The organism is Aeribacillus sp. FSL K6-8210 (assembly GCF_037963925.1).
GTDB lineage: Bacteria > Bacillota > Bacilli > Bacillales > Aeribacillaceae > Aeribacillus > Aeribacillus composti.
Genome location: NZ_CP150172.1, coordinates 3845084 through 3860881 on the forward strand (window position 1 = coordinate 3845084; position 15798 = coordinate 3860881).

Here is a 15798-nt window from a genome sequence, read left to right on the forward strand (position 1 = left end):
TGTATTTCCGGTGCAAACGAATAAAATGTTTGTCACAAGGTTTTCTCCCTTCTATCTCTCCCTTTTGATGTTACCTTCATTATAATCAAAAAGTTCGAAAGAATGGAAACCATGAGGAATTTTTTTTATTTTTATTATCGACAAAAAGTCACAATTTTTTTGCATAATAGGCATATTTAACCAAAAAAATTAACAAAAAAAAGCACGTCCAATGACTGTGCTCAAACGATTGGTTTAGACAATACAGCTTTCTACATTGAAAATAATAATTTCAAGCCAAATACAAGCAAAATGCTGCCGCCAAAAGCTTCACTATATGTGCCGAACCAATCTTGAACCCGTTTGCCGATCAATAACCCGCTCCAAGTGAGCACCATGCTCATAAAACCAAACATTACGACGGTTAACAAAACCTCCGCTCCGTAGATACCTAGACTTAATCCTACCGAAAAACTGTCTAAACTGACGCTCAGCGCAAAAAGGAACAGGCCGATGCCGACCGGTGCAATGAAAGGCGATTCATCGCGTTTAAAAGACGAATAAATCATTTGAATTCCTAAAAGAGTGAGCAGACATCCTCCAATATACATGGCAACTAAACCAAACTTTTCCGATAGTACTTTCCCCAAGACAATTCCGATAAGCGGCATGATCATATGAAAAATCCCAATATATATACCGATGTCAAAAATTTGCTTCCATCGCAAACGAACTAAGCCCATCCCAAGGCTAACTGAAAAGGCATCCATCCCTAATGCAAATGCCATTAAAAATAAAGTTACTATTTCTGCAGCCATATAGATAACCTCCCCCGGACACGCATATTGAACGATATGCACGTCAGAGGGACATTATGACAAAGAATGGCGCCCGGTTCATTGATCTCTGTTTATTTAACTGCGCGATCTGTTTCTGCCTATGCGTGCGATGGCAGATGAGCCTTTACCATTTTTATATTTGCTTTTGATCTGTCAATTCCGCCTGTTAAACAAAGGATCAGAAAGTCTGGACTCAAAAAAACCGGCCTGAGCGCCGATTTTTGTTCAAGGCATTAAAAGTTTACCGTTCTTTTATGATCCGGTGGGATGCAGCTTTTAACAAGCGATTCATAATAGCTTGTCCAACTCCTTCCGCAGGAAACGCTTCGCTGAATAATACATCCAGCTGTTCTTCATTAAACTTTCTGAGCGAATCATACAGTGCGCTGGCAACTGTTCGCAAATCGCTTCTTTTTCCGCAGACAACAATTTTATCCGCACTGTAAAAACGACTATTTTCTTCTGTTGTCAACACCCCGACTTTTTTTTCTTTTTCTTTCTCTTTTTGTATTAATTGTTCAATAAATTCTTTGCTTCCATCGACAATCGTTAAAGGAGCATCAGGTGCATAATGTGTATATTTCATGCCCGGCGCTTTCGGCAATTCCTCCTGATTCAGCAGCGCAGCATCTATGCGCACCGAACCGATGACTTCTTCTAATTGCTGCTTTGTAACACTACCTGGACGCAGGATCACTGGAATATCCTCGGTGCAGTCAAGTACTGTTGATTCTACGCCAAGTCCAGTAGGGCCTGCATCGACAATTCCCGGGATTCGCCCTTCGAGATCATCCATGACATGTTTAGCAGAAGTGGGACTTGGCTTTCCGGAAAGATTGGCGCTCGGAGCTGCAATCGGCAGATTTGCTGCTTCGATTAATGCTAATGCTGCAGGGTGATCCGGCATGCGCACTGCTACTGTTGATAATCCTGCTGTGGCAAGATTCGACAGACCTTCTTTTTTTGGCAAAACAAGGGTGAGCGGGCCTGGCCAAAAACGGTCAATTAATGGATCAATCCAATCGGGATAGCTATCCACAATCTCTGTTAACTGTTCTTTTTTAGCAATGTGGATAATTAACGGATTATCGCTCGGTCTTCCTTTCGCGCTATAAATTTTTGCTACTGCTTCATCGCTTTTCGCGTTTGCTCCTAGTCCATAGACTGTTTCTGTTGGAAAGGCAACCAATTCATTTTTTTTCAATAGTTCGGCTGCCTGAACAATTTGTGGAGAATTTTTTGTAACATGCTCTAAATTATCCACAATCCAATGCTTCGTTTTCATTTCGTTTACTCCTCGTATACTAAGTTTCAGAAAGTTTTTTTATCGAATTTCCAGTCCGATACGCTCCTTGACAATCGCATATCTTGGGTGGTTACCTTTGTGGGAGGGGCGCGCCCCTCCCACAAAGGGTTCAGCGTACCGGGGTTGGACTTTTCGCAATGTTCCTGGATAATGGTCTTAGGATCATCGGGGATACTCTTCTCACTCCTGTAGCTTCGACTACTTGTAAAGTCTGTCTCCCCGGCTCCTGTTTGGACGTCTAACCCGCAGGCTGTTCCCGTTGGTTTTCCCCATGCTGGAAGGAGCAGCTTCCAGGGCAGCCCATGGTCCAACGTGAGTTCTCATATGCGAGGGTGACTGGTCAACAGGCGCGATCCGGGGGCATCCCGAAGAGTCCAACCCCTCGATCCTACAACAATAGGAGGTGATCTCATGAAACTCTACGTCGGGATCGACGTGAGCTCACGCGACTTAGCCACCTGCATTATGGATCATGAAGGAAATACGTGCGCACGCTTCAAAGTGGATAATCATCTTCTGGGCGCCACCTTCCTTCGGGATCAAATCCTCCTGTGGGCTAACAAGCGAAAGCCAACCGAAATTCTGATCGGGATGGAAGCCACCTCGGTCTACAGTTGGCATCCAGCTATGTTTTTCCACCAGCAGGAGGCCTTGCAGGCTTGGAACGTCAAGGTGTTTACGATCAATCCAAAGCTCATTCGCAAGTTTAAAGAAGCCTATGTCGACTTGGAGAAAACGGATGACATCGATGCTTGGATCATTGCGGATCGGCTTCGCTTCGGCCGTCTGAAGATGACGGCTGTCCTCAAGGAGCAGTTTCTCGCGCTTCAGCGACTGACACGCATGCGATATCATCTCGTCCACCAGTTAACCCGTGAGAAACAGTATTTTCTCCAGCACTTGTTTTACAAATGCAGTTCCTTTACCCAAGAGGTGGACAGTTCGATCTTCGGACATGCCATTCTCGAACTGCTGCTTGAGTCGTGGAGCCTCGATGACATCTGCCAAATGGATGTCAAGCAGTTGGCCGACTTCCTGCGCCAAAAAGGGCGCAATCGCTTTGCCGATCCGGAATGCATCGCCAAGTCGATTCAAAAGGCGGCCCGTTCGTCGTATCGGTTGTCCAAGTGTGTCGAGGATTCCATCGACTTGCTGTTAGGGCTGTCGATTCAATCAATCCGCAGCCTGCAATCGCAGCTCAAAGAGCTCGATAAAGCCATTACCCGCCATCTTGAAGGCATTCCGAACACACTGCAAACCATCCCAGGCATCGGACCGGTTTATACCGCAGGCATCCTGGCCGAAATCGGGCAAATCGAGCGGTTTCACAATCAGGCCGCCTTGGCAAAATATGCCGGCTTGACATGGTCCAAGCACCAATCGGGCCGTTTTCAAGCCGAGGACACCTCCCTCATTCGTTCCGGCAATCGCTATCTCCGTTACTACCTAGTGGAGGCTGCCAACTCGGTACAACGGCATGATGCGACGTTTCGTGCGTACTACCGGAAGAAGTATGAGGAAGTGCCCAAACACCAACATAAACGAGCCCTCGTCCTCACCGCTAGAAAACTCGTGCGTGTGATCGATGCGCTGCTACGCAACGGTCAAATCTACACGCCAAGAAAGGGGGAAGATCGATAAGAGGATCGATCTGGTATACCAATATCAACCTTTAGACCCAGTTTATTACATGTACCAATACTGGGTTTCTTCAGTATTGCCTTTTTTCGGATCATCGGACAAGGGAATTTCCAATTTCTATGATTTTTCACCTTGACATATTACCGCAGGACTTTGCTAATACATGAACGAGTGTTATGAATCTTTCTAAGCAATAGTGAAACTGTTCAATTATTTTTCAAGAACAAGCTTTATCCACAATTTGTGGATAAAGCTGTTGATTGCAGTGGATAAATTTTGTGGATATTGTGTATAATTTATACGTATCCATAGCTTTATTTTACCATAAACGCTACATTTGGAACGGATACCAACTGATTCATGAGATTTGACGCAAGCATGTGGGCAGGCAATTCATCCGCTTGAATCCTCTTGAATCCGAATATTTCTAATAACTCTGCTACAGAATTTTTGTTGACTGCAAAATAAATATTTTTCAAACGAAACTGTTCCATTAATAAGTCTGCCGATTTTAATAGGGAGATGATATGTCCTTGATTCAAATTGCTGGACACAACGCAAGAGCGGAGGAGACCATCCTGATTGATGACTTCCATTCCTAGACATCCCGCTATTTCACCATGATCAGTCTCCATAATAATAAAATGGCTGTTGTCGAAGCCTTCCGTGGAAACGCCCGCTTTATTTGCAAATTGTTGAATGTTTTTCAAGTCTTCCCTTTCCGCAAACCGCAATGAATAAAACACGCTTTCACCCCTTTTATTCGGACAAATCTAGTAATCAATGTATGAGGCAAAAGCTGAATTAGACCTATGAAAACAGTTTTGTAAACCATTCTACTAAGAAAAATTTCACTTCTACTTCCTCATCATGTTCTTCAGGAGCGAATAAGTTTTTTGTTTTCTCTAATTTCTTTTCTTCTTTTACTTTATCCTTTTCTTCATCCTGTTGAATAGCTTCACCGCTTGAAAAGTCGACAAAGCAAAGCGGAGGAAACAACACACACCACCAGTTGGCCCCTTTTCCTTCTCCAAGAGTAATCAATATGGCTTCATAGTTCCCAGCCGGATAAAGGAAATTTCCATAAAGCTTTGTCGGAAATTGAATTTTTTTAAACTCCACCGTAAAGGATTGGCTGCTATTTTCCTGTTTTAAAACGATTTGGACGATATCTTTAATTTCTGGTATTTTGGCTCGAATGATTTTACGCGCCTCTTCAATCGAAGTTAGATCCTGAACCCATTGATTAATTGCTTCATTGACCGCATTTCGAACATTCCGTTTTAAAGCTTGATCTTCCGGAGAGTCGCTATTTGCTAAAATCCGCAGACGAATGGCTTCGTCAGGAATGATCACCGTCTCATTTTGTTTTGCGTCTGTCGGCATTTCATAAGCTGTTAATAGGCTGCCAAACAGCATTAAAAAAATATATATAACAGATAATTTCTTTTTCATCGTTTTTCCTCTCCCTTCAGTACGTCATTATCGACAGAAGAGAGAGGTCTTAAACATAAATAATTGCTCAGATTTCAAGTTTGCTAGAAAAGGAGGAAATGGCTCGAAAAGCTCACTATATCGAAAGGACAGCAAATACTTTCCGTTCTTTTCCATTCATATCGTATTCAATTTGTATCTCTGCTTTTGGGAACCTATTCTCTAGCAGGCTTTTCACATCTTTTCCTTGCCCGTGCCCGATTTCAAATGCGATTAATCCAGGGATGCGGATCACATCTGGAAGCTGCTCCACAATTTTTCGATAAAACAAAAGACCGTCCGCACCTCCTGAAAGCGCCAATGTCGGCTCCCAGTCCTTTACAACTGTTGACAGCTGCATAATTTCTTCATCCGGAATATACGGCGGATTGGACACAACAACATCCACTTTTTTCTCCGCATTTATAATAGGTTTCAGCAAATCGCCTTGATAAAAATGTACATGGGCACAAAGCTTTTCGCTATTTTCTTTTGCCACTGCAAGCGCTTTTTCGGAAATATCGGTGGCAGACACGCGCATTTTTGTATTTTCAAGAGCCAATGTGACGGCAATAGCACCGCTCCCCGTGCCAATATCTACAACATCGATTTGCTCCCTTTCAGAAAATAAACGTTCAGAGCGGAGCAGCACGCCGTGAACTAGCTCTTCCGTTTCCGGTCTCGGAATCAATACATGCTCGTTCACCTTAAAAGGGCGGCCGCAAAATTGTTCGCAGCCGATAATATATTGCACAGGCATCCCTTGAGCATGTTTTTGCACGTCCTGCTGAAAGATTTCCCATACTTGTTTGTCAATATCCATTCTTAAATCGGCAAGCAAGCTCGCCCGACTTTTCTTCATATGATGCAAAAGCAGCAATTCTCCCGCATTCTCATCTCTTCCCGCTTGTTTTAAAAAAGAAGAAGCCCATTTGAGGGCTTCGAAAACTTTCGGCATGGTTTACTCCCCTTGGGATTGCAGTTTTTTCGCTTGATCTTCTAAAATGAGAGCATCGATAATTTCATCCAATTTTCCTTCTAGGATGAGATCAAGCTTTTGTAATGTGAGACCGATGCGATGGTCTGTAACTCTGTTTTGCGGGAAGTTGTACGTACGAATGCGTTCCGATCGATCACCGGTTCCAACAGCAAGCTTTCGGTTTTGATCGTATTCCGCTTGCGCTTCTTGGCGGTATTTATCTAAAATGCGGGCACGCAAAACCTTCATGGCTTTCTCTTTATTTTTTATTTGCGATTTTTCATCCTGGCAGGATACGACAATTCCGGTTGGAATGTGTGTTAAACGTACAGCTGACATCGTAGTGTTAACGCTTTGTCCTCCAGGACCGCTTGATGCGAATGTATCAACACGGATATCTTTCTCGTTAATTTCTACTTCTACCTCTTCCGCTTCCGGCAAACAGGCGACTGTTGCAGTTGACGTATGAATTCTGCCTCCAGATTCCGTCTCCGGTACCCGCTGCACGCGATGGGCACCGTTTTCAAATTTTAATTTGGAATAGGCTCCTTTTCCTGTAATCATAAAAATGATCTCTTTATAGCCGCCAGTCCCGGTCGTGTTTGCTTCCATCACTTCTATTTTCCAGCCTTTATCTTCCGCATACCTAGTATACATGCGGTAAAGGTCTGCAGCAAAAAGCGCTGCTTCCTCTCCGCCTGCTGCACCGCGGATCTCCATGATAACGTTCTTTTCATCGTTTGGATCTTTTGGAAGCAATAAAATTTTTAATTGCTCAATCAGCTCGCTTTCCCGCGCTTCAAGCTCTGCCAGTTCCTCTTTTACCATTGCCCGCATTTCTGGATCAAGCTTTTCTTCAAGCATGCTTTTTGCATCTTCTAGCTGCTCTCTTACCTTTTTATATTCACGGTAAACTTCAACCGTTTCTTGAAGATCAGATTGTTCTTTCGAATATTCGCGCAACTTTTTCGGATCGTTGACAACCTCCGGATCCATTAAAAGCTCATTCAATTTTTCATATCGGTCTTCAACCGCTTGCAAACGTTCTAACACGGAATTTCACCTCTATTTTTAATCATAGCCCACTCATAGGGAAACTCCTATGTGGTGCACCGTTTGTAACTTTCTAAATTATAGTATAGGAAACTGTACCAGTCAAAAACAACCGTTTTTAACAATTGGGAAGCAAAAAAGCTTTTTTCGATATGCGATGCTGCAAAGTCGATTTTACAGGTTCGGACGGCTTTTATAATCACATCAAGGTTTTGTTAAAAAGCGATTAATCAATCCAATATGCTGCCATCATTTGTACCAAACTAGCAACCTTTTAAAATTTTTCGTTTTTGATCTAGAGTGCAGGACAAAATCAAGTCGGCTGACAGACAAAACCAGATGTATGCGGACGAATGATTCTGCCATGAAATAGAATCAGCGGCCGAATGGAACAGAATATATTTTTTGAAGCTCTCGCAGTTTCAAACGTTCGGATAATTGCCGGCTCCTCTGTCGATATTCTAGAACTTTTGCCGGATGACCGCTTGTTTTGTCAAACAGGAAGGGTTCTCCTATAAAAAGCTGAATATGTATATTATGATCGTTTGAAAGGGGAGGTTCGATGAATACAACCGATGCTGCCAAAAAAATCGGTGTTTCTCCGAAAACAGTTCAGCGCTGGATCAAACAGCTTAATCTTCCAATGGAACGGAACGAACTTGGACATTATATGTTTTCTGACGAGGATATCGCCTTGCTCAAAGAAGTTCACAATCAAATAAAACAAGGAGTTCCAATGCAACAAGTAATAGTAAAAGCGAAAAGAAAAGAATCGGCTAAAAATGCTGGTGGAACGGTTTCGAACGAATTGTTGAAAAAAATAGCGGATCTGGAGCAAATGATCTATTCAAAAGCTGACGATGTCGTGTCATATCAGCTTTTAGTGCAAAGAAAGGAAATTGAAGAGCTGACAGGAAGGATCGAGACGCTCGAAAGAAAAATAAAAGAGCTTGAAAGCAAAAAAAGTATGCCTGAACTTCAAATGTCTTCGATTGATAAACCCCGAAAAAAGAAGGCAGTATATAAAACGCTGCTCAGCTCCATTTTCGGTTTATAAGCCCGTCTTCATGACACACACTCGATACACGAAATCAATTTTCGATTTATAAGTTCTTTCATAAAACTCGCTCAATCGGTGAACGAGTTTTATTTTTTATTGATTAACTGAACATGCAAGTTGTATCGGGGCAGTGCGCGCTGCAACTTGTCATACAGCTCCTTTTGCCGGTTTTCGCGTTGTTGTTCCGTCAATTTTTGCGATGTATAAATAACCGCCCATGCATCGTCCCCATTTGTCCAAAAAGAATCGAGCTCTAAACCTTTTTCAGTTTCCAGTGTACGGACGATTTGTTCTTTTGCCTCCCTGATCGTCAAGGGGCTGTTCGCAATATTTATGTTTGGATTTTGTGTTTGCTGGTCGACCACATCTCCTGTATTTTCAGGCTTAACGTCCCTCGTCATCAGGTTGGATCCATTATGATCGAGATTTAATGAGCGATTATCTGATATTTTATCCGCCGTTCCACACCCTGACAGTAAATATATTGCCGCCAAAATGAATGGTATCAATATTCGCATAAAAAGCACCTCCTGTTCTTAAGGTGCCCAAAAGGATCAGCTCTTTTAAATGAAAATATTTCCTTATCGTAAGATTCTCTTCATCACACTTTGCCGACAACGTTTCTTCCCATCTAATGCAAATAAGCAATGATTCATAACGGCGGATTCGCGTGGCACTTTCGGCAGACAGGATAGTACTTGTCATTTCCTCCGATTTGGATTTGCTCGCCCGAATATACCGGTTTGCCGTTGTCGTCAATCCGTAAATTCATTGTTGCTTTCCTTTCGCAGAACCAGCAAATCGTTTTCATTTCCTCAATTTTATCCGCAAAAAGCAGCAAATATTTGCTTCCTTCGAAAAGCTCATTTTGAAAATCGTTTTTCAATCCAAACGCCATTGCGGGAATATTCAATTTGTCAACAATATCCGCAAGCTCAAGTACATGCTTTTTCTTTAAAAATTGTGCCTCATCCACTAGCACACAGTACGGCTTAGGCTGATACTCCTTCACAATTTGGAAAATATTCGTATCATCGTAGATCGGTATCGCTTTTCGTCTGAAGCCAATTCTGCTTGATACATATCCAACTTCATCACGAGTATCAATGGCAGACGTGAAAATCAGCACCGATTTGTTTTGTTCCTCATAGTTATGAGCAACCTTTAAAATTTCGATGGATTTGCCGCTGTTCATCGCCCCGTATTTAAAAAACAATTGCGCCATATTTAAAAATCTCTCCCCGTTTTATAAAAACATGTCAAATAAGTGAAAAAACAGGCAGAATGAAAAGACTGCCTGTTTTACATAATTATTTAAGACCGTATTTTTTGTTAAATTTGTCTACACGTCCGGCTGCAGTTGCAAATTTTTGGCGGCCTGTATAGAACGGATGGCATTCAGAACAAATTTCAACGCGCACCTCGTCTTTAACAGAACCGCTTTCAAATTCGTTTCCGCAAGCACATTTTACGAGTACTCTTTTATAATTTGGATGAATTCCCGGTTTCATAGTTTTCAACTCCTTTACGCCCTGAATCATTCGAAACAGAGTTTATCTATTCGGAAACGTGCAATTACTTCACGCTTCAACATTCTTAAACACACATGAAAAAATTATAACAAGGGTTTACAAGAAATGCAACATAGTTAGAAACTTTTTATGCCAGTTGTTTTCCATTCTTCTTTAAGCATTTCAAAAAACTCTTCATTTGATTTCGTCATGCGCATTTTCTTTAAGAAGCGTTCAGCAAAATCGATCTGATCCGACATAGATTTTCGAATCGCCCATAGCATTTCTAAATGCTCTTTCGGAATTAACAACTCTTCTTTTCGTGTACCGGAACGGCGAATATCGATGGCAGGGAATATTCTCCTTTCCGCTAATGAACGATCAAGATGAAGCTCCATATTTCCCGTTCCTTTAAATTCTTCGTAAATGACATCATCCATTCGCGATCCCGTATCTACAAGCGCAGTTGCCAATATCGTCAAGCTGCCGCCTTCCTCAATATTCCGCGCCGCCCCAAAAAACCGCTTCGGACGGTGAAACGCGGCAGGGTCAATTCCTCCTGACAACGTTCGGCCGCTAGGCGGAATGACCAGGTTATACGCACGGGCCAGACGGGTTATGCTGTCCATTAAAATAATGACATCCCGTTTATGCTCCACAAGACGCATCGCTCGTTCAAGAACGAGTTCAGCGACTTTAATATGATTCTCCGGCACCTCATCGAAAGTTGAGCTTACGACATCCCCTTTTACAGAACGTTCAATATCGGTTACCTCTTCGGGACGTTCGTCAATTAGCAGCACAATCAGCTCAGCCTCAGGATGGTTCGTCGTAATAGCATTGGCAATTTCTTTTAAAAGCATTGTTTTTCCTGCTTTAGGTGGGGCCACAATTAAACCGCGCTGCCCAAAGCCAACTGGTGTAATTAAATCCATAATTCTTGTTGATAAATTTTTAGGTTCGGTTTCCAACTTCATTTGTCTATTTGGATAAAGTGGAGTAAGACCCGGGAAATGGACGCGTTCTTTCGCAGATTCGGGGTCGTCGCCATTTACCGCTTCAACGTGCAGCAAACCGTAATATCGTTCATTTTCTTTTGGCGGGCGGACTTTTCCAGATACTTTATCGCCGTTTCTTAAATCAAAACGGCGGATTTGCGAGGCTGAAATATAAATATCTTCCGCGCTGGGAGAATAGTTAATTGGACGCAGAAAACCAAATCCTTCAGAAGGAATGATTTCTAAGACGCCTTCCATAAAAAGCAAATCTTCTTTCTCCGCATTTGCTTTTAATATTGCAAAGATTAACTCCTTTTTCGTTAATTTGCTGTAATATGAAATTTTAAATTGACGTGCTAGTTCATACAACTCTTTTAATTTCATATTTTCAAGAGTTGAAATGGAAATCTCGCTCATACTTACACCACGCTTTTCTTACCATATTCAAAATGTCTCACGTTTCGTTCTTCCATCCATTAAAATTATGTTGTTTGAAAATGTAAGGACAAATGGATTGAGAAGGAGGCAGGAAGGTAGGAAGCTTAAAAGCAGAAATCTTTTTATAACAACCTCTTTATTTTTACCTTATTTTTTTACTTTTCGCAATACATTTCAAGCTAAAAAACAGCGGAAAGTATTTTGAAGGGTATTATTTTTAAAAAGCAGAGGAGATCTATTCGTCTCCTCTCACTAAGATCGAATAACTAAATTCGGTTTTTTATTCAAAGAATGGCGGCCATCGATAAAGCGAACTGTTCCGGATTTCGCACGCATCACAACAGAATGAGTCGTTGCAATAGAGCTTTTGAATTGCACACCTTTTAACAGCTCGCCATCCGTTACACCTGTTGCAGCAAAAATCGCATCATCGCCTTTTACTAAATCTTCCATTCGGAGAGTTTTGTTTACATCAATCCCCATTTTTTTACATCGTTCCAGCTCTTGGTCATTTTGCGGCAGCAGCTTTCCTTGTATTTCTCCTCCTAAACATTTTAAAGCAACTGCTGCCAACACTCCTTCAGGAGCCCCTCCAGATCCGAACAAAATATCAACGCCCGTATGGTCAAAGGCGGTATTAATTGCCGCAGCGACATCGCCGTCATTGATCAGTTTAATGCGAACACCCGCTTCTCGAAGGGTTTGAATAATATGCTCATGTCTTTTTCGATTTAAAACAGTTGCTACAACATCTTCGATATCTTTATTTTTCGCCTTTGCAACAGCTTTTAAATTGTCGATAATCGGAGCATCAATATCTATGCACCCGACAGCTTCAGGCCCTACTGCAATTTTGTCCATATACATATCTGGCGCATGAAGCATGTTCCCATGGTCGGCTACCGCTATAACAGCAAGTGCGTTCCAGCCGCCTGACGCCACAATATTGGTTCCTTCCAATGGATCTACGGCGACATCGACACGCGGGCCGTAGCCGTTGCCAAGCTTCTCCCCAATATACAGCATCGGAGCCTCGTCCATTTCTCCTTCTCCAATCACGACTGTTCCTTTCATCGGGATCGTATCTAGAACGGTTCGCATTGCTGAGGTCGCGGCATCATCCGCCTCATCTTTTTTGCCGCGGCCCATCCAACGTGCAGACGCAAGGGCAGCAGCTTCTGTCACACGTACAAGTTCCATTGATAAACTTCTTTCCATTTTGTGTTCCTCCCCCTTTGGTGCCATTTCATCCAAAAATGTTGATTTGAACTTGTCGATTCTTATGAATTTTGCAATTGCTGAATTTCTTTGTCAGTTAATTTCTCCCTCCATATTTTGGCGCCAATCCCGGCAAGTTTTTCTTCCAAATGGCTATATCCGCGATCAATATGATCGATGCCAGTTACCTCTGTTATGCCATCGGCCATTAAACCCGCTGCAACAAGCGATGCTCCTGCCCGAAGATCGCTCGCTTTTACTTTCGCACCTTGAAGAGTTGACGGACCTGTTATGATCGCAGACCGACCTTCCACTTTGATTTGAGCACCCATTCTTCTTAATTCATCAATATGTTTGAATCTTGAAGAGTAAATGGTATCCGTCACCATGCTCGTTCCGTTCGCCTGTGTCAAAAGCGTTGTCATAGGCTGCTGCAAATCGGTTGGAAATCCCGGGTAAACGAGAGTTTTTATATCGACAGGCTTTAATTCTTTATTTCGACGGGCGATATAAACTTGATCATCGCTCGTTTCGACATGGACCCCCATTTCCCGAAGCTTCGCAATAAGGGATTCAAGATGAAGAGGTATGACATTGTCAACGATGAGCTCTTCCGCAATGCCGGCACCGATAATCATATACGTCCCTGCTTCAATTCGATCCGGAATAATCGAATGACGGCAGCCATGCAGCTTTTCAACCCCATCGATCCGGATGACGTCCGTTCCGGCTCCTTTTATCTTTGCCCCCATGCTGGATAATAAAGTTGCAACATCAATGATTTCAGGTTCTTTTGCAGCATTTTCAATAATTGTCCGCCCTTTTGCCAAGACCGCTGCAAGCATGATATTAATAGTGGCACCCACGCTGACTACATCGAGAAAAATTCGAGCTCCTCTAAGCTCATCCGCCCGCAAATAAATGGCACCATGCTCATTTGTTACAGAAGCACCTAAAGCTTCAAACCCTTTTATGTGCTGGTCGATTGGTCTCGGGCCTAAATGACAGCCGCCGGGAAGCCCGATCACCGCTTTTTTAAACCGGCCAAGCATCGCTCCCATTAAATAATAAGAGGCTCTCAGCTTTTTCACTTTTCCGTTTGGAAGCGGCATTGAAAGCATGCTTGTCGGATCGACTGTAATATCGTTTTGATGAAACGAAACTTTGCCCCCTATTTCCTCCAATAAATCGCCCAAAATATGTACATCAGATATATCCGGAAGCCCTTCAATCGTAACGGATGAGCTTGCTAAAATTGTTGCTGGAATCAATGCTACTGCGCTATTTTTGGCGCCGCTTACCTTCACCGTACCTTTCAACTTCTGCCCGCCTGCAACTTTTAACTTTTCCATAGCAGTCTCCCTTCTTGTGACCTAACAGTTTGCTAAAGAAAACGGGATCCAGATTTTCTTTAACAAACTGTCATGATGAAAAGCCCTCTTTACACATTGATTACCATTTGTTGAAAAATACATACGAAAAGGCGGCAATTTTATTGTACACAAATAGATAGGGCATGACAAAACGTTCATCAGAAAAACGAGCAGATTCTACTCCTTCAGGCGTTACAGCAAGTCAAAAGACCGGATTCGACGGCAAAAAATTTTTCAAACGGGGGAAATCCCCCGTTTTATCATTTATCGATTGTTCCAGTCTGCTAAAAATTTCTCAATACCTTGATCAGTCAGCGGATGTTTGAACAGCTGCATCAACACTTTATAAGGAATCGTGGCAATATGAGCTCCGCGCAATGCTGCCTCAGTTACATGCTGCGGATGACGGATGGAAGCAGCAATAATTTTCGTATCAATGCCATGAATATCAAATATTTGGGAGATTTCTGAAATGAGATTCAATCCATTATGACCGATGTCATCTAACCGACCTAAAAAAGGAGAAACATATGTAGCACCTGCTCTTGCAGCTAGGAGCGCTTGATTGGCGTTAAAAATAAGCGTCACGTTTGTATAAATTCCCAATTCTGAGAATTTTTTGACCGCTTTTAGGCCATCAGGCGTCATAGGAACTTTTATCGTAATATTTGGTGCAATTTTAGCTAATTCTTGACCTTCCTTAATCATTTCTTCCGCTTTAGTTGAGATGACTTCCGCGCTGACAGATCCGGAAACAATGGATGTAATTTCTTTCAATCTTTCTTCAAACGTTACGCCTTTTTCTTTTGCAACTAAGCTAGGATTGGTTGTTACTCCTGACAAAACGCCTAGTGATTGAGCTTCCTTAATTTCTTCGATATTTGCTGTATCAATAAAAAATAACATGCCTGGTACCTCCCTTATGTGATCGCTTTCTCAAAAACAAGAAACGAAACCGCCATACTTCATAAAAGAAAGGCGGCCGTAAATTGCAAAAAGAAATATGAAACCTTATCTATTTATTCTGCTTTTCCGGATGAACCGAATTCGCGCATTTTGCCTTTAACTGTTTCTTTAATGGCTTCCCGGGCAGGACCTAAATATTTGCGCGGATCATACATATCCGGATTTTCTGCCAAAACTTCGCGTACGCGTTTAGCAGATGCTATTTGGTTTTCTGTATTAACGTTAATTTTCGCAGTTCCTAAAGAAATTGCTCTTTGAATATCCTTTGTCGGAATTCCTGTTCCCCCGTGCAGTACCAATGGAACGCCAGTCCGGTTGCTGATTTCCTCCATTTCTTTAAAGCCTAGGTTCGGCTCTCCTTTATACGGACCGTGAACAGATCCCAATGCAGGAGCTAGGCAATCAATACCTGTCCGTTTTACAAGCTCTTCACATTCATTTGGATCAGCGTAAATAATTCCTTCTCCTACTACGTCATCTTCCTGTCCGCCGACAACACCTAATTCCGCTTCAACAGAAACACCATGTAGATGAGCAAGCTCCACTACTTTGGAAGTTAAAGCGACATTCTCTTCAAAAGGATGATGAGAGGCATCGATCATAACAGAAGTAAAGCCGGCATGAATAGCTTTTGCACATGATTCAAAGCTTGAGCCGTGATCTAAATGGATGGCAACTGGAACGGTAATTTTATAATCTTCCATCAAACCTTTTACCATGTTCACAACCGTTTTAAAACCGCCCATATAGCGACCAGCGCCTTCAGAAACGCCTAAAATAACCGGTGATTTTTCTTCTTCTGCTGCTTGCAGAATTGCTTGTGTGAACTCGAGATTGTTTAAATTAAACTGTCCTACAGCATAGCCGTTTTCTTTTGCACGATTTAACATTTCAGTCATTGAAACTAAGGGCATCGAAAAATCCTCCTTAAATTAAGTAGCCTATGTTGCGATTAGCGAAAAGC

At 42.4% G+C, this 15798-nt stretch carries 16 protein-coding genes; 2 read left to right on the top strand and 14 right to left on the bottom strand.

Annotated elements, in window-relative coordinates:
- Positions 1-251: 251 nt before the first annotated feature.
- Together NSQ41_RS18575 and NSQ41_RS18580 are read right to left on the bottom strand one after the other, a co-directional pair.
- Positions 252-797, bottom strand: coding sequence for a manganese efflux pump MntP family protein (locus NSQ41_RS18575; protein ID WP_063389026.1), 546 nt, complete (start codon positions 795-797; stop codon positions 252-254).
- Positions 798-1059: 262 nt separating this feature from the next.
- Complete coding sequence (locus tag NSQ41_RS18580) at positions 1060-2103, bottom strand: L-threonylcarbamoyladenylate synthase (protein ID WP_063389027.1); 1044 nt, start codon at positions 2101-2103, stop codon at positions 1060-1062.
- Positions 2104-2535: 432 nt separating this feature from the next.
- On the opposite strand from NSQ41_RS18580, the gene NSQ41_RS18585 reads away from it, so the two are divergent.
- Positions 2536-3765 (top strand): IS110 family transposase, encoded by a 1230-nt coding sequence (locus tag NSQ41_RS18585; protein WP_027725928.1) that lies wholly within the window; start codon positions 2536-2538, stop codon positions 3763-3765.
- A 314-nt stretch (positions 3766-4079) separates the two neighbouring features.
- Here the strand turns inward: NSQ41_RS18585 and NSQ41_RS18590 are convergent, their stop codons facing one another.
- The 4 genes from NSQ41_RS18590 to prfA all read right to left on the bottom strand — a co-directional run bounded on the left by NSQ41_RS18590 (position 4080) and on the right by prfA (position 7270).
- Positions 4080-4511 carry a hypothetical protein gene (locus NSQ41_RS18590; protein WP_339210649.1) on the bottom strand — a complete coding sequence of 144 codons (432 nt, stop codon included), beginning with the start codon at positions 4509-4511 and terminating at the stop codon, positions 4080-4082.
- A gap of 64 nt (positions 4512-4575) precedes the next feature.
- Positions 4576-5220, bottom strand: a complete 645-nt coding sequence (gene spoIIR, locus NSQ41_RS18595) for a stage II sporulation protein R (RefSeq protein WP_339210651.1) — start codon at positions 5218-5220, stop codon at positions 4576-4578.
- A gap of 115 nt (positions 5221-5335) precedes the next feature.
- A complete protein-coding gene (gene prmC / locus NSQ41_RS18600) occupies positions 5336-6196 on the bottom strand; it encodes a peptide chain release factor N(5)-glutamine methyltransferase (RefSeq protein WP_339210654.1) in 861 nt (286 codons plus the stop codon).
- Positions 6197-6199: 3 nt separating this feature from the next.
- Positions 6200-7270, bottom strand: coding sequence for a peptide chain release factor 1 (prfA, locus tag NSQ41_RS18605; protein ID WP_063389031.1), 1071 nt, complete (start codon positions 7268-7270; stop codon positions 6200-6202).
- 562 nt (positions 7271-7832) lie between these two features.
- Between prfA and NSQ41_RS18610 the strand changes: the two genes are divergently transcribed.
- Positions 7833-8327: a MerR family transcriptional regulator gene (locus NSQ41_RS18610; protein WP_066251323.1), complete on the top strand. Its 495-nt coding sequence runs from the start codon at positions 7833-7835 to the stop codon at positions 8325-8327.
- Between the two features lie 89 nt (positions 8328-8416).
- On the opposite strand, the gene NSQ41_RS18615 is transcribed toward NSQ41_RS18610, so the two are convergent.
- The 8 genes from NSQ41_RS18615 to NSQ41_RS18650 all read right to left on the bottom strand — a co-directional run bounded on the left by NSQ41_RS18615 (position 8417) and on the right by NSQ41_RS18650 (position 15748).
- Positions 8417-8848, bottom strand: coding sequence for a hypothetical protein (locus NSQ41_RS18615; RefSeq protein ID WP_066251326.1), 432 nt, complete (start codon positions 8846-8848; stop codon positions 8417-8419).
- A 134-nt stretch (positions 8849-8982) separates the two neighbouring features.
- Positions 8983-9555 (bottom strand): thymidine kinase, encoded by a 573-nt coding sequence (locus NSQ41_RS18620; RefSeq protein ID WP_063389034.1) that lies wholly within the window; start codon positions 9553-9555, stop codon positions 8983-8985.
- 85 nt (positions 9556-9640) lie between these two features.
- Positions 9641-9841 carry a 50S ribosomal protein L31 gene (gene rpmE / locus NSQ41_RS18625; protein WP_063389035.1) on the bottom strand — a complete coding sequence of 67 codons (201 nt, stop codon included), beginning with the start codon at positions 9839-9841 and terminating at the stop codon, positions 9641-9643.
- Positions 9842-9978: 137 nt separating this feature from the next.
- Positions 9979-11256, bottom strand: a complete 1278-nt coding sequence (gene rho / locus NSQ41_RS18630) for a transcription termination factor Rho (protein WP_339193595.1) — start codon at positions 11254-11256, stop codon at positions 9979-9981.
- Positions 11257-11529: 273 nt separating this feature from the next.
- Positions 11530-12495, bottom strand: a complete 966-nt coding sequence (glpX, locus tag NSQ41_RS18635) for a class II fructose-bisphosphatase (RefSeq protein ID WP_063389037.1) — start codon at positions 12493-12495, stop codon at positions 11530-11532.
- A 62-nt stretch (positions 12496-12557) separates the two neighbouring features.
- Entirely contained in the window at positions 12558-13847 is a 1290-nt protein-coding gene (locus NSQ41_RS18640) for a UDP-N-acetylglucosamine 1-carboxyvinyltransferase (protein WP_339193597.1), read from the bottom strand.
- 285 nt (positions 13848-14132) lie between these two features.
- The gene (gene fsa / locus NSQ41_RS18645; protein WP_339198020.1) at positions 14133-14774 is read right to left on the bottom strand and encodes a fructose-6-phosphate aldolase; all 642 of its coding nucleotides are present in this window, start codon (positions 14772-14774) and stop codon (positions 14133-14135) included.
- Between the two features lie 113 nt (positions 14775-14887).
- A complete protein-coding gene (locus NSQ41_RS18650) occupies positions 14888-15748 on the bottom strand; it encodes a class II fructose-bisphosphate aldolase (RefSeq protein ID WP_063389040.1) in 861 nt (286 codons plus the stop codon).
- Between the last annotated feature and the right edge of the window lie 50 nt (positions 15749-15798).

Excerpts from the sequence above, each read along its gene's own strand:
- NSQ41_RS18580 (WP_063389027.1), bottom strand. The coding sequence starts at position 2,103 with ATGAAAACGAAGCATTGGATTGTGGATAATTTAGAGCATGTTACAAAA.
- NSQ41_RS18615 (WP_066251326.1), bottom strand. The coding sequence starts at position 8,848 with ATGCGAATATTGATACCATTCATTTTGGCGGCAATATATTTACTGTCA.
- glpX (WP_063389037.1), bottom strand. The coding sequence starts at position 12,495 with ATGGAAAGAAGTTTATCAATGGAACTTGTACGTGTGACAGAAGCTGCT.
- NSQ41_RS18585 (WP_027725928.1), top strand. The coding sequence starts at position 2,536 with ATGAAACTCTACGTCGGGATCGACGTGAGCTCACGCGACTTAGCCACC.
- NSQ41_RS18610 (WP_066251323.1), top strand. The coding sequence starts at position 7,833 with ATGAATACAACCGATGCTGCCAAAAAAATCGGTGTTTCTCCGAAAACA.
- spoIIR (WP_339210651.1), bottom strand. The coding sequence starts at position 5,220 with ATGAAAAAGAAATTATCTGTTATATATATTTTTTTAATGCTGTTTGGC.
- NSQ41_RS18650 (WP_063389040.1), bottom strand. The coding sequence starts at position 15,748 with ATGCCCTTAGTTTCAATGACTGAAATGTTAAATCGTGCAAAAGAAAAC.
- fsa (WP_339198020.1), bottom strand. The coding sequence starts at position 14,774 with ATGTTATTTTTTATTGATACAGCAAATATCGAAGAAATTAAGGAAGCT.
- prmC (WP_339210654.1), bottom strand. The coding sequence starts at position 6,196 with ATGCCGAAAGTTTTCGAAGCCCTCAAATGGGCTTCTTCTTTTTTAAAA.
- rpmE (WP_063389035.1), bottom strand. The coding sequence starts at position 9,841 with ATGAAACCGGGAATTCATCCAAATTATAAAAGAGTACTCGTAAAATGT.
- NSQ41_RS18620 (WP_063389034.1), bottom strand. The coding sequence starts at position 9,555 with ATGGCGCAATTGTTTTTTAAATACGGGGCGATGAACAGCGGCAAATCC.
- NSQ41_RS18640 (WP_339193597.1), bottom strand. The coding sequence starts at position 13,847 with ATGGAAAAGTTAAAAGTTGCAGGCGGGCAGAAGTTGAAAGGTACGGTG.
- NSQ41_RS18575 (WP_063389026.1), bottom strand. The coding sequence starts at position 797 with ATGGCTGCAGAAATAGTAACTTTATTTTTAATGGCATTTGCATTAGGG.
- rho (WP_339193595.1), bottom strand. The coding sequence starts at position 11,256 with ATGAGCGAGATTTCCATTTCAACTCTTGAAAATATGAAATTAAAAGAG.